Source organism: Citrobacter youngae, from assembly GCF_003818115.1.
Taxonomy (GTDB): Bacteria; Pseudomonadota; Gammaproteobacteria; order Enterobacterales; family Enterobacteriaceae; genus Citrobacter; species Citrobacter youngae.
Genome location: NZ_RPOI01000012.1, coordinates 80,580 through 97,899 on the forward strand (window position 1 = coordinate 80,580; position 17,320 = coordinate 97,899).

Annotated in this window: 13 protein-coding genes; 7 read left to right on the forward strand and 6 right to left on the reverse strand. The window is 53.5% G+C overall.

All coding sequences use genetic code 11. The features are described from left to right. Nucleotides 1-13 precede the first annotated feature (13 nt). A complete protein-coding gene (gene ypfH / locus EHN13_RS10930; protein WP_048210950.1) occupies nucleotides 14-712 on the forward strand; it encodes an esterase in 699 nt (232 codons plus the stop codon). Between the two features lie 92 nt (nucleotides 713-804). Here ypfH and EHN13_RS10935 read toward each other — a convergent pair whose 3' ends face one another. Genes EHN13_RS10935 through EHN13_RS10945 form a run of 3 tightly spaced genes read right to left on the reverse strand, consistent with a single transcriptional unit; the run spans nucleotide 805 to nucleotide 2,520 of the window. Beyond that, nucleotides 805-1,005, reverse strand: a complete 201-nt coding sequence (locus EHN13_RS10935; RefSeq protein ID WP_003835080.1) for a YpfN family protein — start codon at nucleotides 1,003-1,005, stop codon at nucleotides 805-807. A gap of 27 nt (nucleotides 1,006-1,032) precedes the next feature. Beyond that, nucleotides 1,033-2,160: a succinyl-diaminopimelate desuccinylase gene (gene dapE / locus EHN13_RS10940; protein WP_124021386.1), complete on the reverse strand. Its 1,128-nt coding sequence runs from the start codon at nucleotides 2,158-2,160 to the stop codon at nucleotides 1,033-1,035. Nucleotides 2,161-2,163: 3 nt separating this feature from the next. Further along, nucleotides 2,164-2,520: an ArsC family reductase gene (locus EHN13_RS10945; RefSeq protein ID WP_115601680.1), complete on the reverse strand. Its 357-nt coding sequence runs from the start codon at nucleotides 2,518-2,520 to the stop codon at nucleotides 2,164-2,166. Nucleotides 2,521-2,908: 388 nt separating this feature from the next. Between EHN13_RS10945 and ypfM the strand changes: the two genes are divergently transcribed. Beyond that, the gene (gene ypfM, locus EHN13_RS10950) at nucleotides 2,909-2,968 is read left to right on the forward strand and encodes a protein YpfM (RefSeq protein ID WP_001386977.1); all 60 of its coding nucleotides are present in this window, start codon (nucleotides 2,909-2,911) and stop codon (nucleotides 2,966-2,968) included. Nucleotides 2,969-3,042: 74 nt separating this feature from the next. On the opposite strand, the gene acrD is transcribed toward ypfM, so the two are convergent. Both acrD and narQ read right to left on the reverse strand, forming a co-directional pair. After that, on the reverse strand, nucleotides 3,043-6,156 hold the full coding sequence (gene acrD / locus EHN13_RS10955; RefSeq protein WP_101742249.1) for a multidrug efflux RND transporter permease AcrD: 3,114 nt from the start codon (nucleotides 6,154-6,156) through the stop codon (nucleotides 3,043-3,045). A 184-nt stretch (nucleotides 6,157-6,340) separates the two neighbouring features. Beyond that, nucleotides 6,341-8,038 carry a nitrate/nitrite two-component system sensor histidine kinase NarQ gene (gene narQ / locus EHN13_RS10960; RefSeq protein WP_048210954.1) on the reverse strand — a complete coding sequence of 566 codons (1,698 nt, stop codon included), beginning with the start codon at nucleotides 8,036-8,038 and terminating at the stop codon, nucleotides 6,341-6,343. Nucleotides 8,039-8,302: 264 nt separating this feature from the next. Between narQ and aegA the strand changes: the two genes are divergently transcribed. The 3 genes from aegA (at nucleotide 8,303) to EHN13_RS10975 (ending at nucleotide 12,182) form a co-directional block, all read left to right on the forward strand. Then, nucleotides 8,303-10,282, forward strand: a complete 1,980-nt coding sequence (gene aegA / locus EHN13_RS10965) for a formate-dependent uric acid utilization protein AegA (protein ID WP_101742250.1) — start codon at nucleotides 8,303-8,305, stop codon at nucleotides 10,280-10,282. 156 nt (nucleotides 10,283-10,438) lie between these two features. Further along, nucleotides 10,439-11,014, forward strand: coding sequence for a GDP-mannose pyrophosphatase NudK (nudK, locus tag EHN13_RS10970; RefSeq protein ID WP_061068315.1), 576 nt, complete (start codon nucleotides 10,439-10,441; stop codon nucleotides 11,012-11,014). Between the two features lie 124 nt (nucleotides 11,015-11,138). After that, on the forward strand, nucleotides 11,139-12,182 hold the full coding sequence (locus EHN13_RS10975) for a DUF1176 domain-containing protein (protein WP_048212548.1): 1,044 nt from the start codon (nucleotides 11,139-11,141) through the stop codon (nucleotides 12,180-12,182). 82 nt (nucleotides 12,183-12,264) lie between these two features. Here the strand turns inward: EHN13_RS10975 and tkt are convergent, their stop codons facing one another. Next, nucleotides 12,265-14,259 carry a transketolase gene (gene tkt / locus EHN13_RS10980; protein WP_061068314.1) on the reverse strand — a complete coding sequence of 665 codons (1,995 nt, stop codon included), beginning with the start codon at nucleotides 14,257-14,259 and terminating at the stop codon, nucleotides 12,265-12,267. Between the two features lie 279 nt (nucleotides 14,260-14,538). On the opposite strand from tkt, the gene maeB reads away from it, so the two are divergent. Together maeB and eutS are read left to right on the forward strand one after the other, a co-directional pair. Then, on the forward strand, nucleotides 14,539-16,818 hold the full coding sequence (maeB, locus tag EHN13_RS10990) for an NADP-dependent oxaloacetate-decarboxylating malate dehydrogenase (protein ID WP_048210958.1): 2,280 nt from the start codon (nucleotides 14,539-14,541) through the stop codon (nucleotides 16,816-16,818). A 159-nt stretch (nucleotides 16,819-16,977) separates the two neighbouring features. After that, nucleotides 16,978-17,313, forward strand: coding sequence for an ethanolamine utilization microcompartment protein EutS (gene eutS, locus EHN13_RS10995; protein ID WP_003037995.1), 336 nt, complete (start codon nucleotides 16,978-16,980; stop codon nucleotides 17,311-17,313). The last annotated feature ends 7 nt before the right edge of the window (nucleotides 17,314-17,320 follow it).

The following is a 17,320-nucleotide window of genomic DNA, read 5'->3' on the forward strand; positions in this document are numbered from 1 at the left end:
TAAGGAGATCGCCATGAAACATGACCATTTTGTTGTTCAAAGTCCCGATAAACCCGCTCAACAGCTACTGTTGCTGTTTCATGGCGTCGGCGATAACCCGGTTGCCATGGGCGAAATTGGTTCCTGGTTTGCACCACTGTTTCCGGACGCGCTGATTGTCAGTATTGGTGGCGCTGAGCCTTATAGCGCTGCCGGTGGGCGTCAATGGTTTTCTGTTCAGGGTGTAACAGAAGAGAACCGTCAGGCGCGTATTGATGCCATCATGCCGGTGTTTATCGAAACCGTTCGCTATTGGCAGAAACAGAGTGGTGTGTCACCTCAGGCCACCGCGCTGATTGGCTTTTCGCAAGGGGCGATTATGTCACTCGAGAGTATTAAAGCTGAGCCAGGGCTGGCGTCGCGGGTCATTGCCTTTAATGGTCGTTACGCCACCTTGCCGGAAGCCGCTACCACCGCTACCACAGTGCATTTGATTCACGGCGGTGAAGATCGGGTGATTGAGTTATCTCATGCGGTTGCTGCGCAGGAAGCGTTAATTCGTGCAGGTGGGGATGTGACTCTGGATATCGTCGAAAATCTGGGGCACGCCATTGATGAACACAGCATGCAGTTCGCGCTTGATCATCTGCGCTTTACCGTACCGAAGCACTACTTTGATGAAGCGCTGAGCGGTGGTAAGCCTCACGATGATGATGTGATTGAAATGATATAATGTGTAGGCCGGATAAGGCGAAGCCGCCATCCGGCATGACAGTCAGTGATAGTGCCGGATAGCAACGTGATATGTGTTATCCGGCCTACAAATTATTTCTTCGGCTGATCCTTATTCGGCCAATCGTCGTCATCGTCCCATTTATCGTTAAAATCACGATGCGGGGGAAGTTCCGGCTTATTGGCGAGAAACTTCTTGTGGTCGACACGCTTAAGATCTTTGATCACATTCAGCAGTACCCCCACCAGAAACACCAGCACTAAAATCCACCAATATTTTGCCAGCCAGTCCATGCTCATTTCCTCTTGCAGGAACACTCATCAGGCGACGAGTTGTTCCATGATACGTTGATACATACGGGCAAGCAGCTGCAGGTCGGCGGCATTGACGCATTCATTTATTTTATGAATGGTGGCATTGACCGGCCCAAGTTCCACCACCTGTGCCCCCATGCGGGCAATAAAGCGCCCGTCGGATGTCCCGCCTGTCGTCAGTAACTGCGGTTTAATCTCATTATAGTGCTCAATGGCGTTCACCACTGCATCCACCAGTTTACCGCGTTCGGTCAGGAACGGTTGACCGGAAAGCCACCAGTCTATTGTGTAACGCAGTTGGTGCTTGTCCAACAGTTCCAATACCCGCGACTTAATCATTTCGTCGTTTAATTCGGTGCTGAAACGGAAGTTGAACTGAATAAACAGTTCGCCAGGGATGACGTTGTTGCTGCCCGTGCCCGCCTGAATATTGGCAATCTGCATGCTGGTTGCCGGGAAGAACCCATTGCCTTGATCCCACTCAATCGCCACCAGCTCATTGAGCATTGGCGCAGCCCGGTGCACCGGGTTATCGGCCAGATGTGGGTAGGCTACGTGGCCCTGCACGCCATGAATGGTCAGGTTGCAGGTCAGTGAACCACGACGTCCATTTTTCACTACGTCACCGACGATTTCGGTGCTGGACGGCTCACCGACCAGGCAATAATCCAGCCGCTCATTACGCGCCATCAGCGTTTCAACCACCTTCACGGTGCCGTTTTTAGCGCTGGCTTCTTCGTCAGAGGTTATCAAAAACGCCAGACGACCCTGATGGTCTGGATGCTGTGCGACAAAACGCTCTGCGGCCACGACCATTGCCGCCAGCGAACCTTTCATATCGGCCGCACCGCGTCCGAACAGCATGCCGTCGCGAATGGTCGGTTCAAACGGCGGATTGATCCACCGATCAACATCGCCTGCGGGCACTACGTCGGTGTGACCGGCAAATGCCAGGGTCTCACCTTTTCCGCGCCATGCCCAAAAATTCTGTGTGTCACCAAAATCCATTCGCTCAACGGTAAAACCTACCGCACGCAGGCGTTCAATCATTAACGCCTGGCACCCGGCATCATCCGGGCTCAGAGATGGACGGCGAATAAGCTGCTGTGTCAGCTCAATAACCGGGCACGACATAGATTACACCTCATTAAAAAACTGCGTATAACTGGATTCGCTGAAACCAAGCAGCATAGGCTTACCCGGCGCGCAGAGCAATGGGCGTTTGATAATTGCAGGCATTTCAATCATCAATGAGGCGGCAGCAGTGGCATTAGTGATTTGATTACGCGTTGCTTCATCCAGTTTGCGCCAGGTGGTTCCCCGCGTATTGAGCAGCGCCTCCCAGCCTAACTCGTTGATAAAGGACTGTAACAGCGTGTTGTCCAGACCGTCGACACGATAATCATGGAAGCGGTAGTCAATACCCTGCGTTTCCAGCCAGCGTCGGGCCTTTTTAATTGTATCGCAATTCTTAATGCCGTAGAGGGTGATCATGTGAATCCTTATTAACGTATTTTGAATACTTATTCTTGTATTCTCGCGTTTCTGATAATACATATTGTCATTCATTCGTTATAGAAAAATATAACATTGTTGAACAACGGTGAATAATGATTCCTGAAAGTTCCAAAATTTCACGTCGATCGGTATTTCAGAATTAACCTGTTTGCATCAGTCTGTTTTTCCATCAAAATTGTCAAAGTCGTAGATTATGTGTGAATATTTCAAAATATTGCAGTGAGTCACATAAAATTTATGGGTATAGCGCATAGTGATGACATGACCCCAAGCACTGGAGGATGTAATCACAACCATCGGTTAAATTATCTTCTTTTAATGAGGATGATTTCGTAGAATGCTCATAATAATAAGAGAGGTTGTTATGATTGAACGTGAACTGGGGAACTGGAAAGACTTTATCGAAGTGATGCTTCGTAAATAATTTTCTGGAAGAAATTCATATCCTGCAAAGGATGAAAAAGGCGACTCATCGTAAGTCGCCTTTTTTGTGCCCGATTATTCCGGGCGTGGTTTCAACGGGAAGCGTCTGCGTACCAGCACAAAGAACAGAGGCACGAAGTAAATCGCCAGGATCGTGGCTGAAATCATCCCGCCCATTACGCCAGTCCCCACCGCATGCTGGCCGCCGGAGCCAGCACCGCTGCTGATTGTCATCGGCAGTACCCCGAAGATAAACGCCAGTGACGTCATCAGAATCGGACGCAAGCGCTGGCGACAGGCATGCAGTGTGGCATCGAGCAGATCGTGTCCTTTTTCGTTCATCTCATTGGCGAATTCAACAATCAATATCGCGTTCTTTGCCGAAAGCCCGATAACGGTGAGTAACCCGACCTGGAAGTACACATCGTTTTCCAGACCACGCATCCAGGTCGCCAACAGCGCGCCAATGACACCCAACGGTACGACCAGCATAACGGAGAAGGGAACCGACCAGCTCTCGTATAGCGCAGCCAGACACAGGAACACGACCAACAGTGAAATAGCGTACAGGGCAGGAGCCTGAGATCCCGATAACCGTTCCTGATAAGACATCGCTGTCCATTCGAGGCCGAATCCGGTCGGCAACTGATGGACCAGCGATTCCATGATGTCCATCGCAGTACCAGTGCTGACGCCGGGGGCGGCTTCGCCGACGATCTCGACGGCGGAGTAGCCGTTATAGCGTTCCAGACGCGGTGAACCGGTTTCCCAGCGCGATGTGGCAAAGGCCGAGAAAGGCACCATGCCGCCGCTATTGTTGCGCACGTACCACAGGTTTATATCGTCCGGGAGCATGCGGTATTTTGCCGCAGCCTGGACGTAAACCTTCTTCACGCGGCCCCTGTCCATAAAGTCGTTTACGTAACTGGAGCCCCACGCCGTTTGCAATGTGTCGTTGATGTCATCAATGGAAACGCCCAGCGCCTGAGCTTTACGCTGATCGATATCAATTTGCAGTTGCGGACTGTCATCCAGGCCGTTATGACGAACACGGGTCAGTGAAGAGTCGTTCCCGGCAAGCTCAATTAATTTGTCGCGTGCGGCCATTAACGCGTCATGTCCCGCACCAGCGTGGTCCTGCAGCTCCATATCGAAACCGGCAGAGCTTCCGAGGCCACTGATAGCCGGAGGACTGCTGGCGAAGACGCGGGCTTCTTTAATCTTATTGAAGGCTTTGGTTGCACGCTCGATAATGGCGAAAGAGGTTCCGGTAGTGGTGTCGCGCTCATCCCAGTCTTTTAAGCGGACAAACATACGCGCCACGTTTTGACCGTTCCCGCCTGGACCGGAACCGACCGTGGAAAAGACCGACATAATGTTGTCTTTTTCGTGGGTGAAGTAGTACTTCTCGACTTCCTCAACGACTTTTAATGTTTGCTGCTGCGTGGAGCCGCTCGGCAACTGTACCGAGGTGGTAAACATCCCGCGGTCTTCTAACGGCAAGAAGGACGTTGGCAGGCGCAGGAACAGGAACACCATGCCGCCAAGCAGCAGTCCGTAGATCAGTATCCAGCGCAGGCTGCGATGCAGGATCCGCGCAACGCCTTTTTCGTAACGCTCAGCGTTGCGGTTAAACATCCGATTAAACCAGCCGAAGAAGCCTGTTTGACCATGATGCTCACCTTTATGCAGCGGTTTAAGTAGCGTAGCGCACAGGGCAGGGGTCAGGATCATCGCCACCAGAACAGACAGCACCATTGCGGAGACGATAGTAATTGAGAACTGGCGGTAAATAGCCCCTGTTGTGCCACCGAAGAAGGCCATCGGGATAAACACCGCCGACAGCACCATGGCGATACCGACCAGCGCTCCCTGGATTTGCCCCATCGATTTTCGCGTCGCTTCACGCGGTGAGAGGCCTTCCTCACTCATAATACGCTCGACGTTTTCCACCACCACGATGGCATCATCGACCAGCAGGCCAATTGCCAGCACCATTGCAAACATTGTTAAGGTGTTAACGCTGTAGCCAAAACCATAAAGCACGGAGAAGGTGCCCATCAGGACGACGGGAACGGCGATGGTCGGGATAAGCGTGGCGCGGAAGTTTTGCAGAAACAGATACATCACGAGGAATACCAGCGCGATGGCTTCCAGCAGCGTTTTCACCACGTCGATAATTGAGGCTTTAACAAAGGAGGTGGTTTCATACGCGACCTTGTATTCCAGCCCGTGCGGGAAATACTGTGACAGTTCGTCAAGGCGGTTAAGCACCAGCTCTGCCGTTGCCATTTCATTGGCGCCGGAGGCCAGTTTCACCCCCAGACCGGAAGCCGGGTTGCCATTAAACCGGCTGAGGTAGTCGTACTTCTCGGCCCCCATTTCGACCGTTGCCACATCGCCCAGTTTAACTTCAGACCCGTCCTGGTTAACGCGAAGCGTAATTGCACGGAATTCATCCGGCGTTTGCAGCAGGGACTGGGCGTTGATCGTCGCATTTAGCGCCTGTTTGTCCACCGAAGGCGTACCGCCAAGCTGCCCAACCGCAATTTGCGCATTCTGTGATTCAATAGCGTCAGTCACATCTTTGGCGGTCATCTGAAAGCTGTTAAGTTTGGCCGGGTCGAGCCAGATACGCATCGAGTACTGTGAACCGTAAGCATCAATATCCCCTACACCGTTAATACGGCTAAGCGGGTCCTGAATATTACTCGCCACGTAGTCGGCGATGTCCTGCTTATCCATTGAGCCATCGGTGGAGACGAAGGCGATTGTCAGAATATTGGTGTCCCCGGTCTTACGCACCGTGACCCCCTGATCCTGTACCGCCTGCGGCAGCTTACGCATTGCCGATTGCAGCTGGTTTTGCACCTGCTGGACGGCCTCGTCAGGATCGGTTCCGGCAACGAAGCTAAGCGTCACCGTAGCCTGGCCTGTCCCGCTGCTCTGCGACGACATATACATCAGGTTATCGAGACCGGTCATGTTCTGCTCGATCACCTGGGTGACGGTGTTTTCCAGAGTCTGAGCCGATGCGCCAGGATAGTTGGCGGTGACCCGCACGTTTGGCGGTGCCAGGTCGGGATATTGCTCAACGGGCAGCGAAAAAATAGCCAGGGCTCCTGTCAGGCACAACAGGATAGCTAACACCCAGGCAAAAATGGGGCGATCGATGAAAAAATTCGCCATTAAAAGAGGACCTCGTGTTTCTGCGTATCGTTATGGGTATGGCTTGCTTCACTTTAGCGGCAAGGTACGGGTCAAACGTGGAGAAAAAAAGAAGATAATGTAAATTATCATGCCCGTTTACAGCATACCTTTCGTGCCAACGCCGTCAGGCCTGGATCCAGACCCGACGGCGCTTTGTGGTTCTTTACGTTAGCTCACTGTCTGATTCAGCTGAACGGAAACTGATACTCACCAGCGTTCCCCCGCCGGAAGGTTGCGAGAAGGTCAGCGTACCGCTGAGTCTCTCTGCACGCTCACGCATGATATTCAGACCGTAGTGCCCCGTAGGCTCATGAGGCTCACCGATACCGACACCGTTATCACGGATATAAACGGTATGATTACCATCCGGCGCGGTAACACAGCTGACAGCAATTTCGCTGGCATTGGCATGCTTAATGGCATTCAGCACCGCTTCACGGACGATTTGTAACAGATGCACCTGCATTTGCGCGTCCAGTGCCAGTGTTGGCAGTCGACAATCGAGAGTCAGTTTAGCCGATGTTTGATTTTGCAACGTTTCCAGCATTTCATGCAGGGCAGAAGGCAAATCGGCCTGCTGTAAGGTCAGGCGGAAGGTGGTAAGCAGTTCGCGCAATTGGCGATAAGCATCATTCAGCGCCTGGGAGAAGTCCGCCATGATGCTTTGCGCCGGAACGTTATCCTGCGGAATAGCGCGTTTCAGTAGCGTAAGCTGAATACGTAAATAAGAGAGCACCTGCGCCAGCGAGTCGTGCAGCTCGCGGGCGATAGTTGCTCGCTCTTCCATTAGCAGCAGTTGCTGAAAATGCTTTTGCGCCTGGTTGAAGTACAGCCCGCGCCCGAGCATAGTTGATACGCTGTTGAGCAGTGGTGTGGAAGCATTCACATTCGGGCTTTGCCAGTGCAGTTCACCGTAAACTGTATCTTGCATCGTGACGGGCAGGATCTGCATTGGCAGTTCAGGGCTTGCCGTTCCTTCGCTGATTCGCCAGTTATCACCGACGGTGAGCTCCAGGAAATACGCGGCGTCATGTTCGCGGACAATCTGTAAAATATGGCGGAAGCAGTACACGTCAATCTGGCTGGTATTCAGTGCCTGGGAACATTGATATAACACTTCCAGACGGCGATTGGCTTCGTGGAGATCGTGGGTTTTCTCGGCGACGGAGGCTTCCAGTGAACGGTACAGCTTATGCAACTCACTCGACATCTGGCTAAACGTTTTTGCCAGTAATCCCAGTTCGTTGGGGAGTTGTGTATCCAGCGGTGAGATATCAAACCGACCGTGTTCAATATGCTGGCTGGCCATCACCAGCTTATTCAGCGGACGCACCACCTGCTGGCGAATACGCCGTAGCGTAAAGAAGACGAGGGTGAAGATGCCGATCCCCCCCGCCAGCGATATGCCAAAAACCAACATCACCTTGCGTTCGGCATAATGCTGAAGTGCCAGCACGAAGAGATCGATTTGATCGACATAACTATTGATATTGGCCTGGTACCATTTTAAATCGCCATCGATCAGACGGGCGTTCATTTCCAGCCAGTTGGCATGCAGGCGGCCATAGCGGCTTTTTACCGCTTGCGGGACATACCATGCGTTCAGATTTTGCAATGCGGGTGAGTTTAACGCCTGCTGGAAAAGCTGGCGATGAGCGTTGAGCTGTGGGCTTTGGCTTTGCAGATCGTAACCCAAACGGTAGCTTTGCATGCGCAATGAGCCCGCAACGTTGATGGCCTCAGCATCCCGCAAGCTGCTGGTCAGTGTAAGCAGCGCAATACCTGTTGAGAGAATCGACAGCAACACTATATAGAAAAAAGCCTTAGCCAGGCTGGCTGAGACCGGACGCTTTACCGTCACTTGCGCACCCTCACACAATTCACGCCACGCTCCGACTCAACCTGAACGATTCAGCGTATTTGATAAATGTTAAAAAAGTAATCATGAAACTGATTGTTAAATGAAACACAATTTCATATTCGATGAAATAAATTGATCTGCCACAGGTTCTGGATAAATAGTTGTGCTTCCTGGGCAAATGAACATTGCCGCCCTCTTCAGGGTCGGTTAATAACAACAGTCATATAAAGAATAAGGTTTTCGCAACCAAAAAAGAAGGAAGCCATGAATCGTTTTATTATGGTCAATAGCCAACAGTGCCTGGGATGCCACGCCTGTGAGGTCGCCTGTGTCATGGCCCACAACGGCGAGCAGCATGTCCTGAGCCAACGGCATTTTCAGCCCCGAATTACTGTCATCAAGCATCAGCAACAACGCAGTGCAGTCACCTGCCACCACTGTGAAGATGCCCCTTGCGCCAGAAGTTGCCCGAATGGGGCCATTAGTCATGAGTACGACAGCGTTCAGGTAAATGCGCAAAAGTGTATTGGCTGCAAATCGTGTGTCGTGGCCTGTCCTTTTGGTACGATGCAGATCGTACTCACTCCGGTCGCTAAAGGAAAGGTAAAAGCAACGGCGCACAAATGCGACCTGTGTCATGGGCGTGAAGAGGGCCCGGCTTGCGTGGAGAACTGTCCGGCGCAGGCGTTGCAACTGGTGACGGAGAATTCGCTTACCGGTCTGTCAAAAGCGCGCAGGTTGCGTACCGCCAGTCTGGAAAGCCAGCCATGGCATACCAGCGCTACCGATTTTGTTCCACATATCATCACCAAACGTGAGCAAATGCAGGCGACGCCTGCGCGTGGCGAGCCGGATAAACTGCCGATTGAGGCGCGTAAAACCAGTTTTGAAGAGATCTATCTGCCGTTTCGCACAGTGCAGGCTGAACGGGAAGCGTCTCGCTGCCTGAAATGCGGCGACCACAGTATTTGCGAATGGACCTGCCCGCTGCATAACCACATCCCGCAGTGGATTGAACTGGTAAAAGCCGGGAATATCGATGCGGCGGTTGAGCTTTCACATCAAACCAACTGCTTGCCGGAGGTGACCGGGCGTGTATGCCCGCAGGATCGACTCTGCGAAGGGGCATGCACGGTGCGTAACGAGCATGGCGCGGTGACTATCGGTAATATTGAGCGTTACATCTCCGATCGGGCGCTGAGCAAAGGATGGCGACCCGACTTAAGCCGTGTGCAGAAAGTCGATAAACGCGTTGCCATCATCGGCGCAGGTCCGGCGGGCCTGGCCTGCGCGGATGTGCTGGCGCGTAGCGGTATCAGCGCTACCGTGTACGATCGCCACCCCGAAATCGGCGGTTTGCTGACGTTCGGCATTCCGGCTTTCAAACTGGACAAATCGCTGCTGACGCGTCGCCGTGAAATCTTCAGCGCCATGGGTATTCATTTCGAGCTGAACTGTGAGGTCGGCAAGGACGTGGCGCTGGCCGCGTTACTCGAGGACTACGATGCCGTATTTGTGGGCGTCGGGACTTATCGCTCGATGAAGGCAGATCTGCCGAATGAAGACGCGCCTGGCGTGTATGACGCGCTGCCGTTCCTGATTGCCAATACCAAGCAGGTGATGGGGCTGGACGAGTTGCCTGAAGAGCCGTTTATCGACACTGCAGGGCTGAACGTGGTCGTGCTGGGCGGCGGTGATACGGCGATGGATTGTGTACGTACCGCGCTGCGTCACGGTGCAAGCCAGGTGACCTGCGCCTATCGTCGTGATGAAGCCAACATGCCAGGTTCGAAAAAAGAGGTGAAGAACGCGCGTGAAGAGGGGGCCAATTTCGAGTTTAACGTCCAGCCGGTGGAGCTGGTGCTGAATGCCGACGGTCGCGTCAGCGGCGTGCGTTTCTTACGAACCCAGCTCGGTGAGCCTGATGCGCAGGGGCGTCGTCGCCCGGTTCCCATCGCCGGGAGTGAGTTTGTCATGCCAGCAGATGCGGTGATCATGGCGTTTGGTTTTCACCCGCATGGCATGCCGTGGCTCGAGAGTCAGGGTGTGAAGGTCGATAACTGGGGACGTATTGCCGCCGATGTTGAAAGCGCATACCGTTATCAAACCAGCAACCCGAAAATCTTTGCCGGTGGTGATGCGGTTCGCGGTGCGGATCTGGTTGTTACAGCGATGGCGGAAGGGCGGCATGCCGCACAAGGCATCATTGATTGGCTGGGTGTAAAATCAGTCAAATCTCACTAAGCAGCGTCCAGGCCGGATAAAACGCGTTAGCGTTGCCATCCGGCAATGTGCCGGATGAATGCCTGATGGCGCTTTGCTTATCAGGCATTCATAGTTCCAGGACAAACCCGGTTTCACGGCGTAGTATTATTTCTCACTTCTCACCGTGGAGTCGGTATGTCGCAAAAAATCACCCTCATCAAAGATAAAGTCCTGTCCGATAACTACTTCATCCTGCGCAATATCACCTATGACCTGACCCGCAGCAATGGCGAGGTCATTCGCCACAAACGTGAGGTTTACGATCGCGGTAACGGTGCCACAGTTTTGCTGTATAACCCGGAGAAAAAAACCGTCGTGCTGACCCGTCAGTTTCGTATTGCGACCTGGGTTAACGGCAATGAAAGTGGACAATTGATTGAAGCCTGCGCCGGGTTGCTGGACAACGATGAGCCGGAAGTTTGCATTCGTAAAGAAGCCATTGAAGAGACTGGCTATGAAGTGGGCGAAGCACGGAAACTTTTTGAGTTATATATGTCGCCGGGTGGCGTGACGGAGATAATCCACTTTTTTATCGCGCAATACAGTGACAGTCAGCGCGCAAATGCGGGTGGCGGTATTGAAGATGAGGATATTGAAGTACTGGAATTGCCTTTTGAACAGGCACTGTCGATGATCAAAACGGGCGAGATTCGCGACGGGAAAACGGTGCTGCTACTGAACTACCTGCAATCGTCGCATCTTATGGATTAGCGAGCAGGGCTTATATTTCTTTACAAAGATACAGGCCAATCCGACGATTCTTATTGAGCCTCATTAGTCGCGCAAGGAAGATACCGCCTGGGCTGTGTGTTTTGATTTCGGAGTTGTACCGTCCATGCGCTATCGCATTATTTTCGTGTTCCTGCTCGGCCTGCTACCGGCCCATTTGCTGTGGGCGGCACCTGCGCAACAGGCGTTTGCTGACTGGCAGGTGACGTGCAATAACCAAAACTTCTGCGTGGCGCGAAATACGGGAGATCATCACGGTCTGGTGATGACCCTGAGCCGCAGCGCCGGGGCACATACCGATGCCGTGTTGCGTATTGAACTTGGCGGTATGGATTCTCCTGATGTCAAAGAGGCAGATATTGCGCCGCGCTTGCTGCTGGACGGCGCACCACTCCCACTGGCCGGTGAACACTGGCGTCTTACGCCCTGGCATTTGATGACGGATGATCCGGCTACCATCGCTACATTTTTACAAGCCGTGCAGGATGCGAAAGCCATTACCCTGCAAAAAGGTACGCAAACGCTTTCTCTGTCTGGGCTGAAAGCAGCATTGTTGTTTATTGATGCGCAACAAAAGCGCGTCGGTAGCGAAACCGCCTGGATTGAGAAAGGTGACGAGCCGCCGCTCAGCGTTCCGCCAGCTCCCGCTCTGAAAGGTGTGGCGGTGGTTAATTCCACGCCAACGCCACTCACTCAACAGGAGCGTAATGAGCTGTTGGATTATGGCAACTGGCGGATCAATGGCATCCGCTGTTCACTCGATCCCATGCGTCGTGAGATGCGGGTTTTCGCCTTAACGGACGACAAAGCTCTGCTGATGATCGGCTGCGAAGCAGGGGCATACAACACGATCGATCTGGCATGGACCGTTTCTCGTACCACACCGTTTACCTCTCGCGCTGTACGTCTGAGCCTGCCATTTAAAACCGATGCTGACAGTACCGACATGGAGCTGACCAACGCTACGTTTGACGAGAAATCTCGCGAATTGGTCACTCTCGCCAAAGGGCGAGGTTTATCGGACTGCGGGATCCAGACTCGCTGGCGGTTTGACGGCCAGCGCTTTCGTTTGGTGCGTTACGCACAAGAGCCAAGCTGTGATAACTGGCATGGACCAGATGCCTGGCCCACGCTGTGGATTACGCGTTAATTTAATGCCGGATGCGACTGCGCCTTATACGGCCTGATGGTGATAGATGTCGTAGGCCTGATAAGACGCGTGAGCGTCGCCATCAGGCGTTCAACACCTTATGCGCTTTGTCGACGATGTTCTCCACCGTAAAGCCGAAGAACGGGAACAGCTTGTCTGCCGGCGCCGACTCCCCATAGCCCGTCATCCCAACAATCGCCCCTTTCAGCCCAACATATTTGTACCAGTAGTCGGCAATACCGGCTTCTACCGCCACGCGCGCGCTGACGTTTGCCGGCAGGACCGACTCCCGGTACGCCTCATCCTGGGCGTCGAAGATATCGGTTGAGGGCAGAGAAACTACCCGTACGTTACGGCCTTCACCGGTCAGTTTTTCCGCCGCCAGCAATGTAATTTCCATTTCTGAACCTGTGGCAATCAGGATGACATCCGGCTTACCGCCGCTATCCTTCAGCACATAGCCGCCGCGGGCAATCTGCTGCACCTGCTCAGGCGTGCGTTCAACCTGTGCCAGATTCTGCCTGGAGAGGATCAGCGCCGTAGGGCCGTTATGACGCTCGACTGCCAGCTTCCAACCCACTGCCGCCTCAACCTGATCGCACGGTCGCCAGGTGCTGAAATTCGGCGTCAGTCGCAGGCTGGCGAGCTGTTCGACGGCCTGATGCGTGGGACCGTCTTCCCCCAGACCAATTGAGTCGTGGGTATAAACCATAATTTGTCGGGCTTTCATCAGCGCCGCCATGCGCGCGGCATTACGGGCATATTCAACAAACATCAGGAACGTTGCGGTGTACGGTACGAAGCCACCGTGGTGCGCGATACCGTTGGCAATGGCGGTCATGCCAAATTCACGCACGCCGTAGTGGATGTAGTTTCCTGCGTGATCCTCTTTAAGAGAAGTGGAGCCTTTCCAGATGGTCAGGTTGCTGGGCGCAAGATCCGCCGAGCCGCCAAGCAGTTCGGGCAGTATCGGTCCGTAGGTGTTCAGGGTATTTTGCGAGGCCTTACGGGTGGCGATTTTGGCCGGGTTGGCCTGCAGGTCGGTAATATATTTCCGGGTCGTTTCTTCCCATGCTTCCGGCAGTTCTCCGCTCATCCGGCGGGTAAACTCTGCCGCCAGTTCCGGATGCGCTTGTCGATACGCCGCGAATTTCTCATTCCAGTCCTGTTGCGCTTTTTCGCCTTTCTCACGCGCGTCCCACGCCCGATAAATCTCTTTGGGGATCTCAAAAGCTGGATGATGCCAGCCCAGTTTCTGTCGGGCCAGCGCCACTTCTTCTTCACCTAACGGCGCACCGTGCGCTTCCTCTTTCCCGGCTTTATTCGGTGATCCAAAACCAATCACCGTGCGGCAGATAATCAGCGACGGCTTGTCGGTAACGCTTTGCGCTTCCTGAATCGCTTTTTTCACCGCCTCAGGATCGTGACCGTCAATATCGTGTATCACATGCCAGTGGTAGGCCTCGAAGCGTTTCGCGGTATCGTCGGTAAACCAGCCTTTGGTTTCGCCATCAATTGAGATGCCGTTGTGATCGTAGAAGCCGATGAGTTTGCCCAGTCCCAGCGTGCCCGCCAGCGAACAGACTTCGTGGGAAATCCCCTCCATCAGACAACCGTCGCCCATAAAAACCCAGGTGAAGTGGTCGACAATCTCATGGTCCGGCTGGTTAAACTGCGCCGCCAGCGTGCGTTCAGCAATCGCCATTCCGACAGCGTTGGCTAAACCCTGGCCCAGCGGCCCGGTGGTGGTTTCCACGCCCGGTGTGTAGCCAAGCTCAGGGTGGCCGGGCGTTTTTGAATGCAACTGGCGGAAGTTCTTTAATTCTTCCAGCGGCAGGTCATAGCCGGAAAGATGCAGCAGGCTGTAAAGCAGCATTGAGGCGTGGCCGTTGGACAAAATAAACCGATCGCGATCGTACCAGTGAGGATCGCTCGGATTATGGCGGAGAAAATCGTTCCACAGCACTTCGGCGATATCTGCCATTCCCATCGGTGCGCCGGGATGGCCTGAGTTGGCTTTTTGGACGGCATCCATACTCAGCGCACGAATGGCATTGGCAAGCTCTTTACGGGTCATAGGAAATACTCCTTGAAAAGTAAAGCGTTAGAGCGTGTGTTAATTCACACTTTTGGAGAATTTGCAGGCGTTGTCAGCAAAAAGCATAGCAGACAGGCATGGTATTGCTGGCTTAAGCAGGTAACATGGCTGTTATAAATTGATAACAAATTCTTTCTTTGAGTAGTGAGAGTTTGGCGACCTTCAAAGTTTGCGCCGCTGACAGAGGTGATAATGTGCGGCTCAATAGAAGGGTTACCTGCGACACTTTTTTGATCGATACGTGAAAGGAACAACAAGATGGATGACCAGTTAAAACAAAGCGCCCTCGATTTCCACGAATTTCCAGTACCAGGCAAAATTCAGGTTTCTCCGACCAAACCGCTCGCCACTCAACGTGACCTTGCGCTGGCCTATTCACCCGGTGTTGCAGCTCCGTGTCTGGAAATTGAAAAAGACCCGCTGGCCGCCTACAAATACACCGCGCGCGGTAATCTGGTTGCGGTTATTTCCAACGGTACGGCGGTGCTGGGGCTGGGCAACATTGGCGCGCTGGCTGGCAAGCCGGTGATGGAAGGGAAAGGCGTTCTGTTTAAGAAATTCGCCGGAATTGACGTGTTTGACATCGAAGTTGATGAACTCGATCCGGATAAATTTATCAACGTGGTCGCGGCTCTTGAGCCGACGTTTGGCGGTATCAACCTCGAAGATATCAAAGCGCCGGAATGCTTCTACATTGAGCAAAAGCTGCGTGAGCGCATGAATATTCCGGTCTTCCACGACGATCAGCACGGCACGGCAATCATCAGTACCGCCGCCATTCTTAACGGTCTGCGGGTGGTGGAGAAAAATATCTCCGACGTGCGCATGGTGGTGTCTGGCGCAGGTGCTGCGGCGATTGCCTGTATGAACCTGCTGGTGGCGCTGGGCATGCAGAAACACAACATTGTGGTCTGCGACTCCAAAGGCGTGATTTATAAAGATCGTGAACCGAATATGGCCGAAACCAAAGCGGCCTACGCGGTGGTGGATGACGGTAAGCGCACGCTGGACGACGTGATTGATGGCGCAGACATTTTCCTCGGTTGCTCCGGCCCGAAAGTGCTGACCCAGGAAATGGTCAAGAAAATGGCGCGCGCGCCAATGATTCTGGCGCTGGCGAACCCGGAACCGGAAATTCTGCCGCCGCTGGCAAAAGAGGTACGTCCCGACGCCATCATCTGCACCGGCCGCTCTGATTATCCGAACCAGGTTAACAACGTGCTGTGCTTCCCGTTCATCTTCCGCGGCGCGCTGGACGTCGGTGCAACCGCCATCAACGAAGAGATGAAGCTGGCCGCGGTACATGCCATTGCGGAACTGGCGCATGCCGAGCAGAGCGAAGTTGTGGCCTCGGCCTATGGCGATCAGGACCTGAGCTTTGGCCCGGAATATATTATTCCTAAACCGTTCGACCCGCGCCTGATCGTCAAAATAGCGCCTGCGGTGGCGAAGGCGGCGATGGACTCTGGCGTGGCGACGCGCCCGATTGCCGACTTTGATGCTTACATCGATAAGCTGAGTGAGTTTGTCTACAAAACTAACTTGTTCATGAAGCCGATTTTCTCGCTGGCACGCAAAGCGCCGAAGCGCGTGGTATTGACGGAAGGGGAAGAGGCGCGTGTGCTGCACGCCACCCAGGAATTGATCACTTTAGGTCTGGCGAAGCCGATCCTGATTGGTCGTCCGAGCGTGATCGAGATGCGCATCCAGAAACTGGGTCTGCAGATCAAAGCGGGCGTTGATTTTGAAATAGTCAACAATGAATCCGATCCGCGCTTTAAAGAGTACTGGAGTGAGTATTATCAGATCATGAAGCGCCGTGGGATCACCCAGGAGCAGGCGCAGCGGGCGGTGATTGCTAATACCACGGTGATCGGTGCGATCATGGTGCAGCGCGGTGAAGCGGATGCGATGATCTGCGGTACGATCGGCGACTACCACGAGCACTTCAGCGTGGTGAACGCGGTATTTGGTCACCGTGACGGTGTGCATACGGCGGGGGCAATGAACGCGCTGCTGCTGCCAAGCGGTAATACCTTTATCGCCGATACCTACGTCAACGACGACCCGACGCCGGATCAACTGGCTGAAATCGCCATTATGGCGGCAGAGACCGTGCGCCGCTTTGGTATCGAACCGAAGGTAGCGTTGCTGTCGCATTCTAACTTTGGCTCATCTAACTGCCCGTCGGCCAGCAAAATGCGCGAAGCGCTGGCGCTGATTAAGGCACGTGCGCCAGAACTGATGATTGACGGTGAAATGCACGGTGACGCCGCGCTGGTGGAAAGTATTCGTAATGACCGCATGCCGGACAGCCCGCTGAAAGGCTCCGCCAATATTCTGGTGATGCCGAATATGGAAGCCGCGCGTATTAGTTACAACTTACTACGTGTTTCAAGTTCCGAGGGCGTAACGGTTGGCCCGGTACTGATGGGCGTAGCGAAACCGGTTCACGTATTAACACCGATCGCCTCTGTTCGTCGTATCGTTAATATGGTGGCGCTGGCGGTCGTTGAAGCACAGACTCAGCCGCTGTAATTTCACTTTAATTAATTCCGGCGCGGGTTTCTCCCGCGCCTTTTTATTTCCCTTTTCTTAGTGATCCACTTCACCTTTTAAACCTGGTTGCCGAATTTTGTTATTTACTCTGACAAAAAATTGCCACGATGGGGGCAGTTTTAGCGGAGGCGGTGAGCAATGGAAAAAGAACGCATTATTCAGGAATTTGTGCCGGGGAAACAGGTCACGCTGGCGCATCTCATTGCGCACCCCGGTGAGGAACTGGCGAAAAAGATCGGCGTTCCCGAAGCGGGCGCTATCGGCATTATGACGCTGACGCCAGGTGAAACCGCAATGATTGCTGGTGACTTAGCCATGAAAGCGGCGGATGTACACATCGGCTTTCTCGATAGATTCAGCGGCGCGCTGGTGATCTACGGCTCGGTTGGCGCGGTAGAGGAAGCGTTATTACAGACGGTAAGCGGTCTGGGGCGATTATTAAATTTCACTTTGTGCAACCTGACAAAAAGTTAATCAGAGG

Coding starts and splice junctions, on each gene's coding strand:
- dapE (WP_124021386.1), bottom strand. CDS start 2,160: ATGTCGTGCCCGGTTATTGAGCTGACACAGCAGCTTATTCGCCGTCCA.
- acrD (WP_101742249.1), bottom strand. CDS start 6,156: ATGGCGAATTTTTTCATCGATCGCCCCATTTTTGCCTGGGTGTTAGCT.
- EHN13_RS10945 (WP_115601680.1), bottom strand. CDS start 2,520: ATGATCACCCTCTACGGCATTAAGAATTGCGATACAATTAAAAAGGCC.
- EHN13_RS10975 (WP_048212548.1), top strand. CDS start 11,139: ATGCGCTATCGCATTATTTTCGTGTTCCTGCTCGGCCTGCTACCGGCC.
- tkt (WP_061068314.1), bottom strand. CDS start 14,259: ATGACCCGTAAAGAGCTTGCCAATGCCATTCGTGCGCTGAGTATGGAT.
- maeB (WP_048210958.1), top strand. CDS start 14,539: ATGGATGACCAGTTAAAACAAAGCGCCCTCGATTTCCACGAATTTCCA.
- EHN13_RS10935 (WP_003835080.1), bottom strand. CDS start 1,005: ATGGACTGGCTGGCAAAATATTGGTGGATTTTAGTGCTGGTGTTTCTG.
- nudK (WP_061068315.1), top strand. CDS start 10,439: ATGTCGCAAAAAATCACCCTCATCAAAGATAAAGTCCTGTCCGATAAC.
- aegA (WP_101742250.1), top strand. CDS start 8,303: ATGAATCGTTTTATTATGGTCAATAGCCAACAGTGCCTGGGATGCCAC.
- ypfH (WP_048210950.1), top strand. CDS start 14: ATGAAACATGACCATTTTGTTGTTCAAAGTCCCGATAAACCCGCTCAA.
- eutS (WP_003037995.1), top strand. CDS start 16,978: ATGGAAAAAGAACGCATTATTCAGGAATTTGTGCCGGGGAAACAGGTC.